The organism is Acinetobacter sp. BIGb0196 (assembly GCF_011759595.1).
GTDB lineage: Bacteria > Pseudomonadota > Gammaproteobacteria > Pseudomonadales > Moraxellaceae > Acinetobacter > Acinetobacter guillouiae.
The window spans coordinates 560,847-584,040 of the sequence record NZ_JAAOZA010000002.1; the positions used below are offsets into that span (position 1 = coordinate 560,847).

At 38.0% G+C, this 23,194-nt stretch carries 21 protein-coding genes; 14 read left to right on the forward strand and 7 right to left on the reverse strand.

Going from position 1 to position 23,194, the window contains the following annotated elements; genetic code table 11:
* The first annotated feature begins 164 nt into the window (after window positions 1-164).
* From FHR28_RS15375 to FHR28_RS15415, 9 genes are all read left to right on the forward strand, one after another.
* On the forward strand, window positions 165-1,157 hold the full coding sequence (locus tag FHR28_RS15375; protein ID WP_166783015.1) for a hypothetical protein: 993 nt from the start codon (window positions 165-167) through the stop codon (window positions 1,155-1,157).
* 226 nt (window positions 1,158-1,383) lie between these two features.
* A complete protein-coding gene (gene lpxO, locus FHR28_RS15380) occupies window positions 1,384-2,328 on the forward strand; it encodes a lipid A hydroxylase LpxO (protein ID WP_004718437.1) in 945 nt (314 codons plus the stop codon).
* 110 nt (window positions 2,329-2,438) lie between these two features.
* Complete coding sequence (locus FHR28_RS15385; protein WP_004718435.1) at window positions 2,439-3,062, forward strand: PH domain-containing protein; 624 nt, start codon at window positions 2,439-2,441, stop codon at window positions 3,060-3,062.
* A gap of 135 nt (window positions 3,063-3,197) precedes the next feature.
* Entirely contained in the window at window positions 3,198-3,617 is a 420-nt protein-coding gene (locus FHR28_RS15390; RefSeq protein ID WP_166783016.1) for a PH domain-containing protein, read from the forward strand.
* Window positions 3,618-3,938: 321 nt separating this feature from the next.
* Entirely contained in the window at window positions 3,939-4,766 is an 828-nt protein-coding gene (locus FHR28_RS15395) for a hypothetical protein (protein ID WP_166783017.1), read from the forward strand.
* Between the two features lie 110 nt (window positions 4,767-4,876).
* Window positions 4,877-6,676: an excinuclease ABC subunit UvrC gene (uvrC, locus tag FHR28_RS15400; protein WP_034613521.1), complete on the forward strand. Its 1,800-nt coding sequence runs from the start codon at window positions 4,877-4,879 to the stop codon at window positions 6,674-6,676.
* 126 nt (window positions 6,677-6,802) lie between these two features.
* Window positions 6,803-7,597 carry a thioesterase family protein gene (locus FHR28_RS15405; RefSeq protein ID WP_105714641.1) on the forward strand — a complete coding sequence of 265 codons (795 nt, stop codon included), beginning with the start codon at window positions 6,803-6,805 and terminating at the stop codon, window positions 7,595-7,597.
* Window positions 7,598-7,702: 105 nt separating this feature from the next.
* Window positions 7,703-8,290, forward strand: a complete 588-nt coding sequence (pgsA, locus tag FHR28_RS15410; protein WP_004718416.1) for a CDP-diacylglycerol--glycerol-3-phosphate 3-phosphatidyltransferase — start codon at window positions 7,703-7,705, stop codon at window positions 8,288-8,290.
* Between the two features lie 214 nt (window positions 8,291-8,504).
* Complete coding sequence (locus tag FHR28_RS15415; protein WP_166783018.1) at window positions 8,505-9,665, forward strand: hypothetical protein; 1,161 nt, start codon at window positions 8,505-8,507, stop codon at window positions 9,663-9,665.
* Window positions 9,666-9,767: 102 nt separating this feature from the next.
* On the opposite strand, the gene FHR28_RS15420 is transcribed toward FHR28_RS15415, so the two are convergent.
* The 4 genes from FHR28_RS15420 to FHR28_RS15435 form a co-directional block, all read right to left on the reverse strand.
* Window positions 9,768-9,986 carry a hypothetical protein gene (locus tag FHR28_RS15420; RefSeq protein WP_056516559.1) on the reverse strand — a complete coding sequence of 73 codons (219 nt, stop codon included), beginning with the start codon at window positions 9,984-9,986 and terminating at the stop codon, window positions 9,768-9,770.
* A gap of 188 nt (window positions 9,987-10,174) precedes the next feature.
* Entirely contained in the window at window positions 10,175-10,804 is a 630-nt protein-coding gene (locus FHR28_RS15425) for a hypothetical protein (protein WP_259191662.1), read from the reverse strand.
* 32 nt (window positions 10,805-10,836) lie between these two features.
* Window positions 10,837-11,244 carry a DNA polymerase III subunit chi gene (locus tag FHR28_RS15430; protein ID WP_004818553.1) on the reverse strand — a complete coding sequence of 136 codons (408 nt, stop codon included), beginning with the start codon at window positions 11,242-11,244 and terminating at the stop codon, window positions 10,837-10,839.
* Complete coding sequence (locus FHR28_RS15435) at window positions 11,237-12,685, reverse strand: leucyl aminopeptidase (RefSeq protein ID WP_056516564.1); 1,449 nt, start codon at window positions 12,683-12,685, stop codon at window positions 11,237-11,239. Before FHR28_RS15435 ends, FHR28_RS15430 begins: the two co-directional genes overlap by 8 nt.
* Window positions 12,686-12,829: 144 nt before the next feature.
* On the opposite strand from FHR28_RS15435, the gene lptF reads away from it, so the two are divergent.
* The 4 genes from lptF to FHR28_RS15455 all read left to right on the forward strand — a co-directional run bounded on the left by lptF (window position 12,830) and on the right by FHR28_RS15455 (window position 17,911).
* Window positions 12,830-13,930, forward strand: a complete 1,101-nt coding sequence (gene lptF, locus FHR28_RS15440; RefSeq protein ID WP_035371793.1) for an LPS export ABC transporter permease LptF — start codon at window positions 12,830-12,832, stop codon at window positions 13,928-13,930.
* Window positions 13,930-15,000: an LPS export ABC transporter permease LptG gene (gene lptG, locus FHR28_RS15445; protein WP_166783020.1), complete on the forward strand. Its 1,071-nt coding sequence runs from the start codon at window positions 13,930-13,932 to the stop codon at window positions 14,998-15,000. The genes lptF and lptG overlap by 1 nt, the downstream gene beginning before the upstream one ends.
* Before the next feature lie 154 nt (window positions 15,001-15,154).
* The gene (gene gpmI, locus FHR28_RS15450) at window positions 15,155-16,702 is read left to right on the forward strand and encodes a 2,3-bisphosphoglycerate-independent phosphoglycerate mutase (RefSeq protein ID WP_034613550.1); all 1,548 of its coding nucleotides are present in this window, start codon (window positions 15,155-15,157) and stop codon (window positions 16,700-16,702) included.
* 30 nt (window positions 16,703-16,732) lie between these two features.
* Complete coding sequence (locus FHR28_RS15455; RefSeq protein ID WP_056516572.1) at window positions 16,733-17,911, forward strand: S41 family peptidase; 1,179 nt, start codon at window positions 16,733-16,735, stop codon at window positions 17,909-17,911.
* 203 nt (window positions 17,912-18,114) lie between these two features.
* Here FHR28_RS15455 and FHR28_RS15460 read toward each other — a convergent pair whose 3' ends face one another.
* Genes FHR28_RS15460 through FHR28_RS15470 form a run of 3 tightly spaced genes read right to left on the reverse strand, consistent with a single transcriptional unit; the run spans window position 18,115 to window position 21,788 of the window.
* Window positions 18,115-19,530: a sigma-54-dependent transcriptional regulator gene (locus FHR28_RS15460; protein ID WP_056516575.1), complete on the reverse strand. Its 1,416-nt coding sequence runs from the start codon at window positions 19,528-19,530 to the stop codon at window positions 18,115-18,117.
* Window positions 19,531-19,547: 17 nt separating this feature from the next.
* A complete protein-coding gene (locus FHR28_RS15465) occupies window positions 19,548-21,116 on the reverse strand; it encodes a sensor histidine kinase (RefSeq protein ID WP_166783021.1) in 1,569 nt (522 codons plus the stop codon).
* 36 nt (window positions 21,117-21,152) lie between these two features.
* Window positions 21,153-21,788 (reverse strand): response regulator, encoded by a 636-nt coding sequence (locus tag FHR28_RS15470; RefSeq protein ID WP_004718392.1) that lies wholly within the window; start codon window positions 21,786-21,788, stop codon window positions 21,153-21,155.
* Window positions 21,789-22,020: 232 nt separating this feature from the next.
* Here FHR28_RS15470 and pbpG point away from each other — a divergent pair, with 232 nt between their 5' ends.
* The gene (gene pbpG, locus FHR28_RS15475) at window positions 22,021-23,076 is read left to right on the forward strand and encodes a D-alanyl-D-alanine endopeptidase PBP7/8 (RefSeq protein ID WP_004718389.1); all 1,056 of its coding nucleotides are present in this window, start codon (window positions 22,021-22,023) and stop codon (window positions 23,074-23,076) included.
* The last annotated feature ends 118 nt before the right edge of the window (window positions 23,077-23,194 follow it).

Genomic DNA, 23,194 nt, shown 5'->3' on the forward strand with positions numbered 1-23,194 from the left:
CGAAATGGATAATAATAGGCATACATAGTGATTCATTTTTTTTGTCATTTAGGTCAATTGGTGTGAAATTTAATTATATGTTTAGAAAATCTTTATAATCTATTGAATGTTTTGTATTATATATGTAATATTTGGTTGGTATTTGCTTAAAAAAAGAACCCGTTATGAATACACAAAACAAGAACCTCGTATTTACAGCTATTTTTTTATCACTCTCCCTGATTGGATGCGGGGGTGGTGGTGACTCTTCATCAGATAATTCGAAACCTTCAACAGTACAAGACAGTTTGGATAATGGAACTCGCTATTACTCCGTTGATTACGCATTGAATAAGGGTTCTGATAATTTAACGATGAAATATTTTGAAATTTTCAATAAACAGTTTAAGGATGAGACAACCAACACGAGCTTAAATATATATGTATTAACAGCCAACAAATTATATACTCCACAAGAGATTGCGGCGAATACAGTTGCATTAAACTCTATGACCTCATGGACATTAACATTCATTGGTAATGTTAAAACGGACATTAAATTAGAAAAAGTTGATGTCTCAGGAAAAAATATTTTTGATACAGTTTTACCAGGCTATCGTAGTTTAGGTTTCGATAGTGAAAATAGTTATTTTGAAGCACGAAAATTATTAGCTTCATACGGCAATGATCGTTTTCCACAGGGGAGTAACTGTTATCGTTTTATTTCCAGAAAGAACAACCAAGATTATTTTAGTTTTAATGCAGATGATGAATTAAATAAAACATTTGAAGAGTTTGATAGTGGTAATCTTAGCTATGTGGATTATTTGAATAAAACATATGAAGGATTAGGTATAACTTATCGTTATTCAAGTGGTAATTGGCAAAATGTTCCTTGGACAACTATTTATGAAACTGATACGGGGGTGAGGGATAAAAGTGCAGTTGCGGTTAAATATCAAAATAAAACATATTTGGCTGATTACGATAGTGAAATTGAATGGACGAGAGCCAAAGAAATTAAACAATGGGAAAAACTGCTAGCTGCAGCGACAACAGACAAACAAAGAAGAACAGCAACGTTAAATATTGAACGGTTGAAGAATGGATGTTTTATATATAACACGCAAGCTGCATCAGCTTTGGTTTCTTTAAGACTGATTGATTGGAATAAATAAGAAAACAACTTAGATGTCTGTCTAATAAAACTTAAACCAAATTTGTAGAAGTGACTACAAATTTGGTTTATTTTTAATAATAATTAATAAAAACATACAATTAGGTCATTATGGCTTTTTGATTTATAGGTTTGTTATAATTTGTAGAAACATTCTCACTTTTTGAGATTTAAAATTCTATCAGCACATGTTGCTTGATTAACCTGATTAATGAAAAGAGTGCTGTATGATTAAATGGATCATATTGGCGATTTTTGTGATTTCTGCTTTGTATATCCAAAATCGCGGTAAAGTGCGACATTCGTTTTATCGTCAATTTTTTGACCATTCAACGATACTCGCGCCAATTAACTTTCTCATGTATATGTTTTCAAAAGTGCCGAATCAGCCGTATATCGACACACAACATTTTAAAGATTTAAAAGTGTTAGATGAAAACTGGGAAATGATTCGTGAAGAGGCGCAAGCGTTATATGCCAAAGGTGGAATTAAGGCTTCAAGTACATATGATGACTTAGGCTTTAATTCATTCTTTAAAACAGGTTGGAAACGGTTTTACCTAAAATGGTATGACTCAGCGCATCCATCAGCAGCAGAACTCTGCCCAAAAACAACTGAATTGTTGAAAACCTTGCCTAGTATCAAAGCGGCAATGTTTACAGAGCTTGCACCTGATAGTCGATTAGTGCGCCATCGTGATCCTTATGCAGGTTCATTGCGTTATCACTTGGGGCTCATTACGCCAAATGATGATCGTTGCTTTATTGATGTAGATGGTCAACGTTATTCATGGCGAGATGGTGAAAGCGTGGTTTTTGATGAAACCTATATTCATTATGCTGAAAATACCACGGACCAAAATCGTATTATCTTCTTTGCTGATGTAGAGCGCCCATTAAAAACAAGGTTTATGCAGCGCTTTAACCACTGGTTTGGTAAAAAAGTGATGACAGCTGCCAGCTCTCCAAATGAGGCGGGCGATCAAACGGGGGGGTTAAACAAAGTTTTTGGTTATGTGTACCAAATCCGCATTAAAGCCAAAGCCTTGAAAAAAACCAATCGTCAGTTGTATTACTTTTTAAAGTGGTTCTTGATGTTAGGGATTTTCTTCCTGATTTTTATTCGACCATATATGTCACAGATCATTGCATTTTTTGAAAAAATGATTTGATTTAAAGCGCCCGTCAGGGCGTTTTTTTTAATAACAAATTTTGACTTGAGTTTAACGCTCGTTTTTTTTAATTTACTTTCATAATTTATAAAAGCGCTGGAAAACACAAAATGTTTAAAAATTTAGCCTCAGAAATGATGGGTATGAGTGATATTGGAACAATTATTGAGCCGCATGATTTCAATAAAACAGATATTGATGATTATATTTTTCATGAAGATAACGAGAAAATTTTCTTTGTCATCAAAAGTAAAACAGATGAATATTGCTTTACCAATGTGGCCTTTATGCACCTAGATGGTAAAAGTGCGATCAGTAAAAAACGCATGTTGTATCGTTACTTGTATAAGCACAACCCAATTAAAAATGTACTTTTAGAAACAGCAGGTACCGTGGATTTAGATGCTGAAATCAAGTTTCAATTAGGTGAACAGCATTTCTCTATCGATATTGATAAAAAACAAATCGAGAAAATTCGCGATCTCTATAAAGCATTATTTACCATTGGTGAAACCTGCAAAGAGATCAATCGTAAACGTAATGTGCTATTACAAAGCACTGACAATGTGCAGAAAATGTTTAACTTACGAGAGCTCAGTGAACAGGCAATTTTAAATTTACCTGAAATCATCAATCAGACTGCGCAACAAGTTGAAGATTATGCCAACCAGCGTATTCGACAAATTGAGAATTATGATTTTTCTGAAATTTTTGATCGCTATTTAAAAAATTGATGTTTAGACATTTAGTCAAAAATTAAAACGCTCGAAAGGGCGTTTTTTATTATGTAAATCGATGATTTTACAGTCATATTTAACTCGAAATTCAGATAGAATAATATTTTATATGGGGAAACTTTGAAGAGCGTGATGCAAAAATTTCATACTAAAATTGATTGGTGGATTTTAGGCTTTTTAATCGCAATGACAGGTCTGCTGATTCAATTGCTCTTTACCATGTATGCAAAGGGCACTATGGTTGAATATCCTGAACATACAGCGGTGTATATTTTAACCATTGCTGTGATTTGGTGGCCAGTTTTCAATACACGCTATATCGTTGAAAATGAAGCATTGATCATTCATAGTCTTTTTTTAAAATGGCATATCCCTTTGACAAGCATTCAAAAGATTAGCAAAACCAATAATTCAATTTCATCACCTGCATTATCTTTAGATCGTTTGAAAATCGAATATATGAAAGACGGAAAAATCAAACAGGTCTTGGTTTCTCCAAGAGATCAGCAGGCCTTTCGTCAGGCAGTAGAAGTAAATAGTTCTCAGATTTAAATAAACAGATAATAGCGATCGTGTGTGATAAATATTTCAGAATCATCATAAGAAGTGAATCATACTGCTATTGAAAGTTCTTTCTCCCATTGGGAGAAGGCTAGGATGAGGGGCTTTTATGTTGATTTATGGTTTTAAAAGGGATTTATAAAAGAAGCTTAAAGTACAAGGCCTAACTGAGACGAGAGTCTCTTGAAATTTACTTTAATAATCAACTAAGTGAAAATAAAAAACAGTCGAAATTTAAGCGATTTACACTTGTGATTTTATGAAATATTGGTTAATAATGATTCAAAATAAATAGTCGAGTGAACCGCTATAATGAAAAAAACAATATTTTTTATAATCAATGCTTTAATTTTAACAGCGTGTGGTGGTGGATCGGATGATTCAAAAAGCGAATCAGATAAATTTGATACCCTATATTCATTTCAAGGTGGAGGCATTGACTTACTATTCGGAGCAAAAACTTACCATATTAATGAAAATAAAAATCTCTTGGTTCAAGATGCTTCTATAGAAGAAACTTCAAAATATTATCTAACACATAATGCGATTTCGACATTTACCCCACCACAATTAGATCAAAATACATTTTTGCTGAGTGAGTCTGCAACATTTGATGGAAAGAAATTACAATATGCAGTGAGTAATTATATTGCTGAACAACCTTTGGTTTTATCTTATCAATATAAGAAAATTGATGTCTCTGGGCAATTGATTATTGATGATATTTATAATCCAATCCGTCAAATGAATAGTAGTGCGGCAGGTCAGATTTTAGTTGCAATCTTAGGGTTAGGTTATTCGCCAAATGAAGTATTTCCCAAAGGCTCTATTTGTTGGCAAAGTTTGTCAGCCAATAGTAATCAGGAATATATTGAGTTCTTACCGTATATCGTTGATGCAAAGGTATTTGCAGATTTAGAAATAGAAGCAACAGGAAATTGGAGTAATGTGGCTTGGACTCGATTCAAAGATAAGGAAAACACCCTATATAGCAATGTAAAGTTAACAATAGATGGAAAAGACTATCAAGGAAAATATCATCCTCAAAATGAATTTTTTTATCATAAATCTGATGAGTTGGCGTGTAATTGGATGAACCATACCGCTTATAAAGCTGTTAATCAGCCCTTTGAAAAATGAAAAATCAAGATATTTTCCAATTGAAAGCGCAAGTAATTCACTCAAGTAGACTTGAAAAATGGATGATCTAACTACATCATCCATTTATAGTCCAAAGTTAAAAGTCTACTGTGAACGAAAACGCACGTGAAAATATCGAAAAGATTCTAGCCAATATGACGACTTTACCTGGCGTGTATAAAATGCTGGGAAAAGAGGGTGAATTATTATATGTCGGAAAAGCCAAAAATCTAAAAAATCGCGTACTGAGTTATTTTGTCAAAACCATTGAACACCCGAAAACACAGGCTTTGGTTGCACGTATTTATAATATTGAAACTCTTGTCGTCCGTTCTGAAACTGAAGCTTTATTACTCGAACAGAATCTAATAAAACTGCATCGCCCACCGTATAACATTATGTTGCGCGATGATAAATCCTATGTCTATATTTTTGTCTCCGCAGATAAACCTTATCCGCGGATTGCTTCAGGGCGAGGCAAAGGCAAACATCAAGTGGGTAAGTTTTTTGGACCCTATCCAAGCGCTTATAATGCAAGAGATACGCTTTTAGTTCTACAAAAATTATTTAATGTCCGCCAATGTGAAAACAGCTATTTTTCACAGCGTAAACGTCCTTGTCTGCAATATCAGATCAAGCGTTGTACTGCGCCTTGTGTGGGGCTGATTTCAGCCGAAGCCTATAATGAAGATGTACAAAACTCGATTCGTTTTTTAAATGGTGATACCAAAGAACTGAATCAGGAATTGATTCAAAAAATGGAACAGGCGGCAGAAAATTTAGAATTTGAGAAAGCAGTATTTTACCGTGACCGCATGGCCTTACTGCGTGATGTCCAAGCACAACAAGCCATTTATAAAGTTAAAGGCGAAGCGGATATTCTTGCCATTGCCTATCAAGCGGGTGTGACCTGTGTACAGATCATGCATGTGCGTAATGGGAAAATGCTGGGTGGGAAAAGTTATTTTCCCGATATGTTGGATGATGATTTGGGGCAAATGTTATCTGATTTTATCGCCAATTTTTATTTTCAGGTCGCAGATGAAGTTCCTGCTGAACTGATTGTCAATGTGAATGTGACAGACCGAAAAGAACTAGAAGAAGCTTTACATCAACAGTTTGAAAAGAAAATTCAGATTAAACACAATGTTCGTGAAACTCGTGCTGAATGGCTTGAGTTGGCTGAAATGAATGTTCAGCATGCGATTAAAGGAAAATTAGCCAATCATTTAGAATTAAATGAGCGTTTTCATCAATTGGAACAAGTTTGCGGACGACCTGTTGATCGTATTGAGTGTTTTGATATTTCGCATACTATGGGCGAAGCAACCATTGCATCATGTGTGGTTTTTGATGCAGGTGGCGCACGTAAACGCGATTATCGTCAATTTGCGATTGAAGATATTACCGGCGGTGATGATTATGCCGCAATGCGCCAAGCCTTAACACGCCGTTATAAAAAAGCCATGTTACCCGATTTATTACTGATTGATGGGGGTAAAGGGCAACTTCATATGGCGATGGAAGTCATGCAAGAGCTTGGCTTAGATGCATTTATGGTGGGTGTTTCCAAAGGTGAAGGGCGTAAACCTGGTTTAGAAACATTACATTTTACCGATGGTACGAAGATTCAGCTTCCTGAAGACCATAAGGCATTGCATTTGATTCAGCAAGTCCGTGATGAAGCACATCGCTTTGCAATTACCAAGCATAGAGCTAAGCGAGATAAACGTCGTGGAGGGTCGGTACTTGAGGCTATTCCGGGCTTGGGTCCAAAACGTCGCCGTGATTTACTGACCCATTTTGGTGGTATTCAAGGGGTACTTAAAGCCTCTGAACATGACTTAAAAAATGTTCCTGGTCTAGGCGATGTTATGGCACGAATGATTTATAAAGTGTTGCATGAATAATATCGTTATTGTTCTCGATGATGAGTAGCATTTGCTAAAACAACCATTGACGCATGAGTCACTGATCATTTTCATCTCACGTTAAATATGAAACAGTACAGCAAAGATCGAAAAATTGGACAGATCATGTCATTAGAATCGCTATTTCAGCAGATTGAACAGGAAGAATGGATTGATATTCCTCAAGGATGGTTGCAGGGGCGTACCATCTTTGGTGGTCTTGTTGCGGGTATGTTGGTTTATAAAGCAATTGCAACCATTCATGATCCAGTTAAAAAGTTGTTAAGTTGTAGTGTCACTTTTGTTGGGCCTGTTGAAGAAACGCCAGTGAAATTGACTGCTGAAATCCTGAGACAGGGTAAATCAGTCACGACGATTGAAGTCAGATTGTGGCAAAATGAGGCTGTGCAAAGTATTTTAATTGCAAGTTTTGGTAGCCAACGAGATTCTAAAATTCAAGTGTCTTTAGAGCCTCAAGCCCCTGATTTTCCGTCACTTGATCAGATTAATATTGTCCCTAAATATTTACCTTTTCCAGAGTGTGTAAAAAATTTCCAACTGGCATGGACTGAAGGGAATTATCCAATGTCAGGCAGTAAACAACCTGATTTTTCAGGTTGGTGTCGTTTTGACCCTGAGCTACATGCCAATCGAGCAATGAATGTCTCAGATATCATGACCTTAATGGATGTTTGGCCACCCGGTGTATTGCCGATGTTTAAACTGCCAGCACCTGCAAGTACACTGACGTGGCAAGTGACCTTTATCCATCCTTTACAAAATCAGTTGAATGATTGGTTCAAATATAAAGTGATTACAGACTTTGCTGAGCATGGATATGCAACAGAACATGCCTATCTTTGGGATGAACAAAATCGACTCATTGCGATTGCAAGACAAACGGTTACGGTATTTACCTAGTCGACAGTTTCATGTGAATCGTTTAAAGTACTAAGGAAATAGAGCTTCACTCTAAATTATTATTTACCTTCATTCGGGTAAGTAGGGGACTCACTGGCGGTGTCTATGACTACAGGTCGTATCCTGAATATTCCAAATATCTTGACGCTTGCTCGAATCGCGTTAATTCCTGTTTTTTTAATTATTGCCTATTGGCCACCTGCAATTGGAGTGGCTGGACATACTGGTGGTATGACGCGTCATATTATCTTGACTGCAATTTTTGTTGTTGCTGCAGTCACAGATTGGTTTGATGGTTATCTGGCACGAACATTAAATCAAACCTCAGCTTTTGGGCGGTTTTTAGATCCAGTTGCAGATAAATTAATGGTGGCAGCAGCATTGATTGTTTTAGTGCAGTGGCAACCATCAATCACTATGGCATTTGCTGCAATTGTGATTATTTCACGTGAAATTACAGTTTCAGCACTGCGTGAATGGATGGCTGAATTAGGTGCACGTACCAATGTGGCAGTCTCCACGGTGGGTAAATATAAAACAGCCTTTCAGATGATTGCAATCACGGTGTTTTTACTGAATTGGCAGCCGCTTGAAATACTGGCTTATGCCTTGTTATATACCGCGGTCATTTTGACACTCTGGTCGATGTTTATTTATTTAAAAGCAGCGTGGCCTTATTTAAAACAGCCTTAATCTGCGCAAATGAATGCAATATACAGATCAAAGCCTTTCTCTCGTGAAAGGCTTTTTTTGTGCTTGAAAGTCAGTACAATGGAAAGATTGATGAAAACAGATACAAATCATTAAACATCATCTTGTGCTATATTGAAAATCCATCAAATTACAAGAAACACTGTAACTGGAATATTGAGAAACACGCCATTGCAGGTAAAATTAAGGAATACACATGGCAGCATTGCTTTATTTATCGAATCAAAATCTGTATTTATTGGATGGGAATAAAAGTATTACGGTTCCTTGCCAAGCGATTGACTTATATAAAAAGAATTTAGTTGAGATTCAACAACGTAAAGATTGGAAAACCAAAGGTACGGGTGCACAGTTCATGGGAGCATCGTCACAAAATGATGAGGTGGATTTAAACCATATTTTCCCCACAGATGTTGCTCTTACTGTTGATCATAAAATGATTTATACCGCTTGTTTGCAAGAAGGCACTTCGATCAATATCAAATCATTGACAGATTTACAAGAAACCGAAGGCTTAGTATTACGAAAGAATGATTTTGTGGTGCAGGACATGGCTTATGATGAGTCCAAAAAGCGTTTAGCACTATCCGTCAACACACAGGGCTATGAACGACATATTTGTATTCTGCCTTTAGACGCCAATCGAACACAGTATTTGACTGAAGGGGATTGTCAGGATTCAAATCCATGTTTTGATCCGCGAGATACCATGCAGTTGTATTATGATTCGTGTGGTTTAGCCTATGGTGAACACCGTATTGCCTATAGTCCCAAAGAAATTTTTCATTTGGATATGAGAACAGGCGAGTTGCAAACAATCGCTTCAAATCCAAAGTTTGATTTCTTTAAACCAAAAATGGATGGGCTGGGTAATTTGTACTTTATTAAGCGCCCATATTCCCGTGATGGTTCTCACCAATCTCCTTTAACAACGTTTAAAGATATTATTTTTGCGCCTTTTAAAATTATTCGTGCGATTGTGGGGTGGTTGGATTTCTTTACTCAACGCTATACGGGTGAATCGTTAAAAACAACGTCTGGAAATAATCCAGCCAAATCGCAACAAAAGTCAGAAGAAGAACTATTTGTTGAAGGTAATTTGATTAAGGCTCAGCAAAACTTAGAACGTAATCAGAAGGCTGGCGAAAAATATCCTGGGATGATTCCAAACTCGTGGGAGTTGATCAAAATGACAGCTTCTGGTGAGATGATCGTATTAAAAAAGGGCGTGATGAGTTTTGCTTTAAAAGACAATTCTATTTTTTATTCCAATGGAAAATATTTGGTTGAAATTGATCAAAACAACAATGAGACCTTGCGGGTTGAAGCAAAGCTAATTTCAAAAATTATCTGTTGAGGTTTTGTGTTTCCACACTACATTTAGATAAACCAAAGCCGAAATGAGACTTTGGTTTATCTAAGAAATTGCTTTGAGAACGAGACAAAATATCAGGCTTAATTAGTTTTTGATAATCGTCAAAGAGGTATGTTCAAAGCGCGATTTTAGCTTGTCTGTATCTGTCAGTGAGAACGTCCCTTTTTCAGATTCCCGAGAAAGAAATACTGAAAGCGATTGAAAATCTACACGGCTAATCAGTAAATCTTGTATAGAAACAGTCCATTTTTCACCTGAATGTAGTCGCGCAATTTGGTTCGAAATGTGGTTAAGCAGATCCATTTTATTCATCCTGATGCAAGTGATTGGAAATTTTTATCTTGAAAATAAAAACTCACTGAGTTGATCACTTAAAATATTTTTAACCTGTACACATAAGCTTTAAAGCCATCCGAGATGACTATCATGTGACATTAATATTGCATTTTCGTGACAAGTAAACGTGGATATCCGATTAAAATAAATAAACTTTATTTTTTTTCTGTCGAAAAATTTGAATTTGCCAAAATATATTCAATTTCTTCTTTTGCCGCAGTTTGCAGTTTGCTACGTAAAGCATTTAGGCTCTGTTCGATTAGCGTTTCTGCTTCTAACTCAAGACGTAGACGAACACTTTCCAACTCTGAAGTCATTTGTGCATCTGTGATGCGGAATTGCCCATTGGCATAATCTATTGCTGGATAATCAGGATTTTTAGTGTATTTTTCACTATATTCTGAAATTTCAATATCAATTTGTTGACGTAAATTTTGTAAGGTCAATTGTTGATGTTCAAACTGCTGAATTTCATCTTGTTGTAGTGCTAAATTATATGCGTGCTGTAGTGCTCGTTTTTCAGCTAAAGATTTTTCAAGAGCCAATTGTCTACGGATTCGCGCTTCTTCAATCAGCTGGGCTTTTAGCTCAGCATAGGCGTGTTCAACTTGGAGTTGCGCCACTTGCATTTGGCGTTGGTCGTTACTTAGCCAGTCCTGTACATTTGTTGTCGGGCTGAGAAGGTCACAGATGCGGTTGAGGTCATCTACAAAAGTTTGGCGTACCGCTTCAGGCGTATCTAACCAGCGCTTTTTAAAATCTTGACCGACATTTAATGTCACCACATATCTCCTTGATATAAAATGAGAATGAAGAATTAAAGTTTAAATGTTTGAGGCGAAACACCCATTCGTCGATAGGCTTTATATTTCTCTCGACCAATTTGTTTTGCTGACTCAGCATTTTCAATAATTTCTATAATGTGACTAAATTGTGTCACTTGTTCAAGTGCTTGATTGTTAAAATTAAACACAATCCAGTCTAAAGACTCAGGTAATCTTGAAGAAATACAGATCGGTGCATCAATTTGATCAATTCCATGCGCAATAAAACTGGTCGGATCAAAACTCCATAAACGTTCATCCAGTTGTTGCTGCATGTCTACATCAGGGCAATGCAACCAAACTTTGGCTGCATTTCGTAAAATTTTACGACATAAACGACAGGCACTTTCCACCTGCCGTTCAGGGCTTTTTTCAAACAAATAAAAGCTAATTTTAGCCATTCTTTTGTACACGGTTGGCAATTAATTGCATCAACAATGGTACTGGACGTCCTGTTGCACCTTTATTTGCACCAGAATTCCACGCTGTACCTGCGATATCTAAGTGTGCCCAACGATAGTCACGGGTAAAGCGTTGTAAGAAACAGGCCGCTGTAACTGCGCCAGCTTTTGGACCCCCAATATTGGCAATATCGGCAAATGGCGAATCAAGTTGTTCTTGATAATCGTCATATACGGGCATACGCCATACACGGTCAAATGCAGTGTGTCCTGCTGCTGTAATTTCTTCTGCAAGTTCATCATCTGGTGTAAATAAACCAGAAACCACTGAACCTAAAGCGACCACACAAGCACCAGTCAGTGTTGCAATATCAATCACTAATGCAGGATTAAAGCGCTTAATATAGGTTAAGGTATCACAAAGGACTAAACGACCTTCGGCATCGGTATTCAGGATTTCAACCGTTTGCCCACTCATGGTGGTTACAATATCACCAGGGCGAGTTGCATGACCAGAAGGCATGTTTTCAGCGGCGGCAATTGCACCGACAACATGAATCGGGAGTTTCGCTTCACAAAGTGCACGAATCGTACCCAGTACAGATGCTGAACCACACATATCAAATTTCATTTCATCCATGCCTAAGCCTGGTTTTAATGAAATACCACCTGTATCAAAAGTCACACCTTTACCCACGAGCACGATCGGTGCTTGATCAGGATTGGCTTTATATTCAAGCGTAATCACACGTCCTGGACGATCAGAACCTTTGCTTACCGCAAGAAAAGCATGCATGCCTAGATCAGCAAGTTGTTGTTCTTCAAGCACAGTCACTTGTAAAAGCTCAGGGAATTCAGCTGCTAAAGCATGTGCTTGTTCTGCTAAATATTCAGGGAAGCAAATATTAGGAGGGCAGTTACCTAAGTCACGAGCAAAGTTTTGTCCTTTTTGAACAGCTTCAATAAGCGTGATCTGCTCTGCACTCAGACTCGATTGCGTTGCAATAAATTCAATATTTTCTAAAGTAAATTCATTCTTCTTCGATTTGAATTCATCATAAGCATACGCAGCTTGCGTCAAATTTAATGCAAATAGATAATGTAACTCAGACGGCAAAGCCGAAATATCAATGCTAATTTTTTGGAATTTTTTTTGTGAAGCTTTGATAATGGTTTGTGCGATTTTTGCTAATTTCGCGGCTTTAATTTCGGAGGCTTTATCTATGCCGACTAAAGTACATTGCGTAACTTGAGTTAGCTTTCCGATAAGTGGTAGAGTTTCGTTTAAACTTGCTTTGAATTGAGTGTCTTCAATTATGCTGCTCAAGTCATTGATTTTATATGTTTCTTGAGCTTGCTTAGCGTTTTCAGAATCCACCAGAATAAATAACGACTGGCTAGATGTAGACGCTGAAAATGACGTATTGATCGTAAGTTTCATGTGTTGTCTTTGTGCCTTTTGTACATTTCAAATCATTAAACCATTGAACCACTTCAAATGGTAGAATTTCAATCTAGTTTTATAATTTTAACTTCGGGTAAACTAGCGCTACATCACGATATTACCCTTATTTGGAAGATTAATTTGATTATTCGACGTTACCTTGTCAAACAAGTCGTTTCGACCTCTCTTGTGGTTGTCACATTACTGACAGTCATTATGATGGGTGGGCAATTGATTAAACGATTTGGTCAAGCTGCTATGGGGCGTGTAGATCCGAGTATTCTATTGAGTATTATCGGTTTTCGTTTACCTGAGTTTTTGACTTTAATTCTTCCTTTGGGTTTCTTTATTGGGTTGATGCTGGTTTTTGGTCGTTTATATGTCGATCATGAAATGGCGGTACTGAACGGGAGTGGTATTAGCCGTATTCAAGTCGCCAGATTATTGATCCCACTGACCGTTATTTACTTGTGTGTACAAAGTGTCTTAATGATCTGGATGTCTCCATGGGGAATTCGTCAATATGAGCAACTGATCTCTACACAAGCGGTACGAACGGGCTTTGATTTAGTTCGGCCACGTGAGTTTATTTCTTCGGGAGCTTATACGATTTATGCTGGCTCTTTATCTGAAGATCGTAAAAATCTAAAAGATATTTTCTTTTATCAACGTGCTGAAAAAGAAGGTAAACCTGATGTCATGATTTTGGCAAAGGAAGCAACACGGATTGAAATTGCCAATGAAACTGCCAGTGTTGTCGATTTAGTTCAAGGTCGTCGTTATGAAATTTATCCTGGAACACCTAAATATAGTCAAACTGAATTCCAATCATATCGTTTGCGTTTAGAAAATAATAAAGAAGCCAAGTTTGAAAGTGATGAAGTCGAGGGGCTATCATTTGGCAAATTGCTTGAAAATAGAAATGACCCCGTTGTGGCAAGTGAGTTGGGATGGCGCTTATTTGTTCCATTTTCTATTATTGTCGCCTTAATGCTGGCAACAGCATTATGTGAAGTCAGCCCAAGACAAGGTCGCTATCTCAAACTTTTCCCTGCATTATTGATTTTTGCCAGTTTAATTGTGGCACTTATGGCAATACGAACTCGTATCAGTAAGGATGAGGTGGGTGTTTGGGCATATCCTGCAGTGTTATTATTCTATGCTGTTGCTGCCGCTCTATTTTCAAGAAAACAGAAATTAGCACCTAAGATTAAAAAGCAAATACAGCGAGTAAAATCATAATGTTAGCACGTAGAATTGTCGCAAAACATGTGACGAAAACCACCTTGCTCGCCATGTTAGGTGCGACCGCAGTTCTTGCCAGCTTACAGATCTTATTCACCTATTTGGGTGAGTTAAGTGATCTAAAACAAGGCTATACCGCTTGGAATGCACTGCAATATGTTTTATGGGGTGCACCTCGTTATTTGTATGAGATTCTTCCAATTGCTGCCTTGATCGGCGCTGTATTGGGCTTAGGCTCAATGGCTTCCAACAGTGAATTGATTGTGATGCGAGCAGCGGGTATTAGCCTCTGGCGTATTGTCGGTTGGGTGATGCGTTCTGCTATGCTTTTGGTGGTGCTTTCATTTTTATTGACGCAATTTGTGATTCCTTATACCAATGAACAGGCGAAAAGTATTAAAAGCCATCGCAGTGTCGCGGCGCTTGGGGAAGTTAAAGGCTATTGGACACGTGAAGGACAACGCTTTATTTATATTGATTATGCCAACTCGCAAGGGACACTAAAACAAGTTCAAGTTGTCGATTTTGACGAAAATTATCGAATGAAATCATTGCTAAATTCGGAAGAAGGGCAGTTTTTCAAAGAGGGTCAATGGAATTTAAAAAACAGTGCCCAAGTCAATTTATTGGCCAATGGTCAAGCTCAGGTTGTCAATAAAAACCAACAGGATTTAGCACTCGCATTGCAACCGAAATATGTGCATATGGTGACCATCAATCCTGAGGACTTAGCCCCTACGCAGTTGTTGAGTTTTATGCAATATATGCATGAATATAGCCAAGTACCTAAGACGTATCTGTTGGCTTTCTGGAAAAATATCGGTTCACCATTTGCATTGCTTGCTTTGGTCTTGATTGCCTGTTCATTTATTTTTGGGCCTTTGCGTCAACAATCGATGGGTTTTCGTTTAGTGATCGCATTATTTGTTGGTTTAGGCTTCTATTACATACAAGACTTCTTGGGTTATGCAAGTTTGGTCTACGCGCCATCTCCAGCTTGGTTTGTATTTTTGCCAATTGTATTGATGTTTGGTATCGGCAGTTATTTGTTGTATAGAGCAAGATAATCTGATGAATCAATCGCTTAGTTTAGTGGGATTTTAACTAGATTAGAAATTTAGATGATGGCAACCCGTTTTTGCCATGGTCATAGCATAGAGTCTGCCGTAAAAAAACGGTAAGATGTAACGATTAATTTGTAAACAGTAAAGAGTGTAAATCATGACGGATGCAACTGCTGGCAAAATCCCTCACGTTCTGGTGATTATGGATGGTGTGGGTCATCGTGAAGCGGTCGAAGATAATGCGTTTTTAGCAGCAAAAACGCCAAATCTAACCATGATGCAAGAAAAGCATCCGCATAGTTTAATTTCAGGTTCAGGTGAAGATGTCGGTTTGCCAGATGGGCAAATGGGTAACTCAGAAGTTGGTCATATGAACTTGGGTGCAGGTCGTGTGCTGTATCAAGATTTTACTCGTATTACCAAAGACATCCGTACAGGCGATTTTTTCGAGCATGAAGTTCTGATTGATGCGGTAGAAAAAGCCAAAGCGGCAAATGGTGCATTACACATCATGGGATTGTTGTCAGAGGGTGGTGTCCACTCTCATCAAGACCATATTATTGCGATGTGTGAGCTTGCCTTGAAGCGTGGGGCAAAAGTCTATTTACATGCGTTCTTAGATGGTCGTGATACACCACCACGCAGTGCAAAACCTTCTTTAGAAAAACTCGATGCGGTATTTGCACAATATCCAAATCAAGGCCGTATTGCCACGATGATTGGACGTTACTTTGCCATGGATCGTGATAATCGTTGGGATCGTGTGGAACAAGCTTACCGTCTGATGACTGAAGGAGAAGCTTTACGTGTTGTTGATTCAGCTGTTGAAGGTTTAGAGCAAGCTTATTCAGCCAATGAAAATGATGAATTTGTTAAAGCAACCCGTATTGGTGAAATTGCAAAAATCCAAGATGGCGACAGTGTGGTCTTTATGAATTTCCGTGCAGACCGTGCCCGTGAAATTACCAAAGCATTTGTAGAGCAAGACTTTGCAGGTTTTGAGCGTAAAGTAGTACCACATCTATCTAAATTTGTAATGTTAACGCGTTATCAAGCGACGATAGATGCACCAGTGGCATATATGCCAGAAGGTTTAAAAAATTCAATTGGTGAATACTTATCTTCTTTAGGCAAAACGCAGTTACGTATTGCTGAAACAGAAAAATACGCTCATGTGACTTTCTTCTTTAGTGGTGGTCGTGAAGATGAATATCCAGGTGAAAAACGGATCCTAATCCCATCACCGAAAGTGGCGACCTATGATCTACAACCAGAAATGAGCGCGCCAGAAGTCACCGACAAGCTGGTTGATGCGATTAATTCAGGCGAGTTTGACCTTTTGGTGGTGAACTATGCCAATGGCGATATGGTGGGGCATACTGGCGTGTTTGATGCAGCAGTGAAAGCAGTTGAAGCGGTTGATACAAGCCTTGGTCGTTTATATGAAGCTGTAATGGCAAAGCATGGTCACATGCTGATTACCGCTGATCATGGTAATGTCGAGCAAATGCAGGATTATGTGAGTGGTCAAGTCCATACACAGCATACCACTGAACTTGTACCTTTCATTTATGTTGGACCAAGCTCAGCGACGATTGCTGAAGGTGGAGTTTTAGCAGATGTTGCACCGACTATTTTAAGTTTAATGCATCTCCCTGTACCGACAGAAATGCAAGGCCGTAATCTAATTACATTGAAAGCATAAAATTATCTCTATTAAAAACTAGGTGCGTGAATGGCTCAAGCTTGGAAATATATTGCTGTATTAACAGGATTGTTGACCTGTGGGAGCCATTCAGTTTGGGCGGCAGAAAATGCTGCCGCACTTGATTTTGATGGTGATGTCGAAGAAAGTATTGCGGAAGTGCCCATTGAATCGATTGAGCAGTTTGTACAAATCTACGGTATCGTCAAAGATAATTATGTTCAGGAAAAACCTGATGATGTTTTGTTTTTACAGGCAATCAAAGGTCTGGTAGGTGGTTTAGATCGTTATTCACGTTATCTAAGTCCTGAAGAATATAAACAGTTGATGCAATATACGGAAAGTGACCTTGCGACTGCTGACTTTGAATTGGCTTTTGATAGTCATATTCATCAATGGAAAGTGAAGAATTTACGCGATAATTCAGACTCATTTAAACTCGGTTTAAAAAATGGCTTCACTATTTTTAAAATTGAAAATCAAGAACTTAAAAATTTAAATGCCCAACAAGTCGAAGATTTATTACATGGCTCAATTGGTTCAACTTTTCAGTTGCAACTGAATGAAAAAAGCCCAGCAATCACTGTGGTCAGAAATCGAAAATTGGAAGTGGCGGATATAGAGCCGGTTATGTTGCATAATCAGGTTTTGGTTCTTAAAGTCAAAGTCTTTCAACAAGATACGGCCAATGAAATTAAACGTTTAATTGAAGAATATAGCACTCAAAAAGTAAAAGCCGTGTTGTTCGATTTGCGTAATAACCCCGGTGGTTTACTCTCAGCGGCTGTTGAAACGGCTGATCTGTTTTTAACTCAGGGAACGATTGTTTCTACCAAAAGCCGTTCAGAAGGCAATCAACAATTCCAAGCCTTACCGGGTGATGAGTCGTCCAATACCAAATTAGGTATTTTGATTAATGGTCGTTCAGCATCTGCCGCAGAAGTTTTTACGGCTGCAATGAAAGAGCATCAACGTGCTTGGGTCATAGGTGAAAAAAGCTATGGCAAAGGCGTTGTACAGAAGTTATTTCCATTGCCAAATGGTGCTGCATTACAAATGACGGTTTCGCATTATTATACGCCTAATGGCAATATGATTGACGGACAAGGTATTCGCCCTAATTTGGAATATCCATGGGCTTTAGATCAAAAAGAAGAAACCTATTTAAATAATGTTGCTGATCAATTATTAAAACATCGAGATAGATAAAGTTGAGTGCAGAAAAGTGAATTTATAACACTGTAGCAGTTTTATGCTGCTATATCTGACATTCGGCAGTTAAATCATGTTGTGTTGGGCAAGGAGGCGTTCTACCCTCCCTCCCCAACGACAACATCCATATCGCCACGCTGTAATCCTGTAAAAAGCAAAAGCGTTTGAATTGATATTATGATGAAGAATATAGGCTACTTTTATTCATCATCATCGGTATCTAAACCAAACTTTTTCAAACGGTAGCGTAAAGAACGAAACGTCATGCCCAATTTCTTAGCAGCTAAAGTACGATTCCAATGGGTTTGATTTAACGCAGATAACAGCACCTCTTTTTCGACTTTTTCCAAATATTGCTCCAAACCTTCTTCTGGAATGTTTTGTGCTTTATTCGGCATGACGATAGGCAAGGCTTTAATTTGCATCAAATCATGCTGTTCGACTTTATTGATACCACGATGTGGAGCTGGTTGTAGCTGTTGAATATCAATATAGTCTTCATCACTCATGGTAATGGCTTTTTCAATGATATTGCGTAATTCACGAACATTGCCTGAGTAATGTTGTTGCAAAAGAAAAGCTTTGGCTTGTTCAGTGAATGACTTGGTTGAAATACGCCACTCTGTACAAATTTGCTGAAGAAAATGATTGGCTAAAATCAAAATATCACAATCACGTTCGCGCAATGGCGGGAGCACAATATCCATCACATGAATTCTAAAGAACAGATCATGACGGAATTTGCCTTGTTCAACGAATGCTTCAATATCTTGATGTGTTGCACTGATAATACGAAAATCAACTTCGATTTCGGTATCACTGCCTAGAGGACGAATTTTCTTTTCTTGTAAAGCTCGTAACAGTTTGGCTTGCATGGCCAAAGAAAGTTCTGCAATTTCATCTAAAAACAGGGTGCCACCATTGGCAGCTTGAATAAGGCCTTGTTTGTCTTGAGTTGCACCTGAAAAACAGCCTTTCTTATGCCCAAATAGCTCACTCTCCATCAACTCTTCAGAAATTGCACCACAATTAATCGCAACAAAAGGGCTATCACTGCGGTTGCTGAGTAGATGGATGAGATTGGCAACTACTTCTTTACCTGTTCCAGATTCACCCGTGATAAATACTGGTGCTTGTGAACGAGCAATTTTTTTAATCGATTCTCTTAACTTACGAATGACCTGTGAATCACCGATGAGCATTGATTCCTCAAGTGGCGCATCGCTGATCGTTTCTCTTAACTGTGGTACATGCAAAGCTTTTTGTAAAAGCTGTTGCAGATGTAATTGGTTAATCGGTTTGCTGACAAAATCAAAAGCACCTGCTTTCAGCGAGGCAATCGCAATTTCCATATTTCCATATGCAGTTAAGACTGCAATAGGCGTTTTAGGATAATGCTGTGATACATGCTTAACCAAATCTAAACCACTGCCATCAGGGAGGTTTAAATCGGTAATACAGGCATCATATTTATATTCACTAAAAAAATATTTGGCTTGTTGTAAATGGTGTGCCATATGCGTTTTGATGCCCATTCGAGAAAGGCTCATTTGCATTAACATACATAAATCTTGTTCATCATCTACAAGTAAAACCAATGGTTGTCGTGTAGTCATATCCCCAAAAACCTAATCTAATCCATGAGTGGGCATTCGATACGGAAGCACGCCCCTTGTTGTTTTTGCTCTACGTAAATTAGTTTCGCTTGATTCGCTTCGCATATCGTCTGCGATAGGTACAATCCTAAACCAGTTCCATTGATTTCGGTACTAAAAAATGGCTGAAATAATTGCGAAAGATCTTGTTTTGTGACGCCTTTCCCATAATCAATCACATCGATATATACATGTGATTCATTTTTAAACGTTTGCACTAAAATGTGTTCAGCATTTTGATCATTATGACGTAATGCATTACGGACTAAATTGATTAAAACTTGTCGCAGGTGGGAGTCATCAAAATAGATCCAAACATCAGCTTGAATTTCTAATTTGATTTTTTCCTGAGCATCCCCTAAATCATGGCGTAATAAGTCATCAACAAATTCTTGAAAATTAATTTTTGAGGTATGGATCTTTTTATTTTTTGCCATATCTAAGGTATCTTTAATAATATTATTGATACGGATGGTCTGTTTGGTAATCATTTGATTTAAAATGATTTGTTGTTCTGGATCACTGCTGATAAAGAGATCATTGGCCTGCGCAATGGCGGCAAGCGGATTGCGAATTTCATGGGCAATACTGGCCGATAATTGACCAAGTGCGGCAAGTTTGAGTTGTTGTACCTTTTGATTAATTTTTTGTGCATCTTCGAGGACTAAAAGCGTGAGTGCTTGATGCGGAACAATCAATTTTTGTACGCGAATATCGACTGTATACGAGGACTGTTGGGATTCAAATTGGAAGCGTTCGCCATCACGTAACATGGCATCTTTTAAGATTTCATATAAGTCCGGTTGAAAGCTGGATAAATGATATTGCTCATGTGCGTAAAGCGGTGAAATGCCCAAAAGTAAACAGGCAGCTGGGTTACTGACGATAATTTTGCATTTTTCATCGAGCACCAAATAACCGACTTCAATCTGTTCTAAAATATAGCGGTTAATGTTCTGTAACTTAAATAATTCAAGAGATTGATAGGTATTTAACGACTCTAAAACTTGGAAGCGATTAATTGCAATCTGTCCAATGCCATAGACCATAAAAAATAAAAAAGCCAATAAGGCACTGTTACTAATATTATTTAAATTTGAAAAATCGAAGAAGCTGCCTAAAAACTGTTGGTAAATAATTGCAATCACAGAAACCAGTGTTACGAATAGCGCTTTATTTTTACTCAGCAGAAAATTTGCGGTAAAAACAGCAATCACGAACAAAATACTGATGGCTAAATTTGGCCCATTGAGGGCAAATACCAAGGTACTTAGAAAGGGAATATCAACAATAAAAAAACCGATAAATTGCCGTCCAACCCCATGCGGGTAGAATTTGAGCAGCATCATTTGTAATGCTGCGACCAGCGTAAATGCGGTTAGAGAATAAAAATATAAGCTGGGATATTCGTAATGTACGGGTTGGTGTTCAAGGGTAATCAGAAAAATAATGACTAAGCAAAAGGCAATAACCAATCTATAGCCTGAATACAGTGTGCCTAGACGGTAAATTGTTTGATAAATAGGAACCGTTACCGTAGGCGACATAAATCGTACTCAAGATAAATTATTGTTTTAATCAATTTATGGCTTAATTAGACCATAACGTATCGCAAGGTGGGTGAGTTTTACATCACTATCAAGTCCTAATTTTTCAAAGATACGATAACGATAAGTATTGACTGTTTTTACACTGACAAAGAGTTTGTCAGAAATTTCTTGTGCACTGACACAATTTACCACCATCATGGCGACTTGCATTTCACGCTCTGACAGTGCGTCAAAAGGTGAGGTTTGTGTATCAGACAGATAAGAACTTGCAAGTTGTTCAGCAATATCGGCACTAAAATATTTACCGCCTTGCATGACTTTTTTGATTGCACGAACCATTTCAGTGATCGGTGCACCCTTGGTAATGTAACCACGAGCTCCAGCTTTCAATAACAGCGATGGATAGGGTTCTTCAGCCAAACCACTCACAGCGAGTACTTTGGTATCAGGTGCGGTTTGTAACAAACGACGGGTAGTTTCTACACCACCAATTCCAGGCATGTTGACATCCAATAAAACCACATTGGGATGTTGTTGCCTTACAATCGTAATTGCTTCTTCACCAGATTCTGCTTGTCCAATGACTTGAATATCGGTCTGATCTTCTAACATTCTGCAGATGCCGGTTCTTACTAATTCATGGTCATCTACCACTAAAACAGTAATCACTTACACCTCCTTAAATTTCTCAATATCGACATTTTTGTTACATAAAGCAAAAAAGACTTGCAAAGACATAACAAAATTGGCAATCCTATTCCTAATATCCATTCAATATTTACGCATAATACGGCGTGATTGAAATATTTGTTTTAATATAGTCACGTTTGAGTGTAAATGTAAGTCATATTTGAGGTAATTAGCAAGTTTGTGAATACCTCCTTGAGGTGAGTAAGTTATCGTGAAAAAACCAAAAAAAACGTTAATGCATGTGCTGAGTTTGTCAGTACTACTCAGTTTGAGTTCTACCGGTTTTGCTGAAATCATTATGAACTCATCGGGGGGGAGCGGACAAGCAACTGTAAATTGGTCTTCTTCAGATGCCAGCCAGTTACTCAATGGTGACTCTCTGGATGATGATGGCGAGGATATTTCTCCAAAAGGCTCAACCACCTTAACCACAACAATTCGTGCGTCAAATGCTGCACCGACAACATTGACCAATAAGTCTGTACAGATTTATGACACCAATACCTATAACAGCCAACCATCGGTAAATGCGCGCGCAGCGTTGGTGATGGACGCAAAAACAGGTGAAGTCCTGTTTAGTAAAAATACCAATATGGCATTGCCTATCGCATCAATTACCAAGTTGATGACAGCAGTGATTACCGCAGATGCCCGTTTAAATATGTCTGAAGACATTACTTTGCAACAAATCGATTTTGCGGGTGCTGGTGGTAAGAATTCAAGTTCAACTTTAAAAGTTGGCGATACCATGAATCGTGCTGAAATGTTACTTGTGGCATTGATGAAATCTGAAAATCCAGCTGCAGCGGCTTTAGCACGTACTTACCCAGGTGGTCGCCAAGCGTTTTTTGCTGCAATGAATTCAAAAGCACGTCAATTGGGCATGAACTCAACCCATTATGTTGAATCTACTGGTTTAGATCCACGTAATGTTTCTTCTGCTCGAGATTTGGGGATTTTAGTCAGTGCTGCATCGCAATATGGCTTGATCCGTCAATTCTCAACAACAGCACATTATGACTTTAATTTAGGTTATCGCGTGTTGAAATCAAATAATACCAATGCCTTAGTACGTAATGGCGGCTGGAATATTAATATTTCTAAAACGGGTTATATCAATGAAGCAGGGCGTTGCGTGGTTATGCATACCACTGTAAATAGTCGTCCAGCTGTAGTGGTGTTATTAGGTGCAAGTTCGTCTCAGGCACGTACCAATGATGCAACCAATTTATTAAACTGGGTCAGTAATTTACCGAAACGTATCTAAGCGTTACCGCCTGTATTTAAATCGCCATATGACAAAAAGCTCTTCAATATGAAGGGCTTTTTTATGCTTAAATTAAGCATAAAAAATAGATTATGAGATGTGTAAATCTGGAATACTG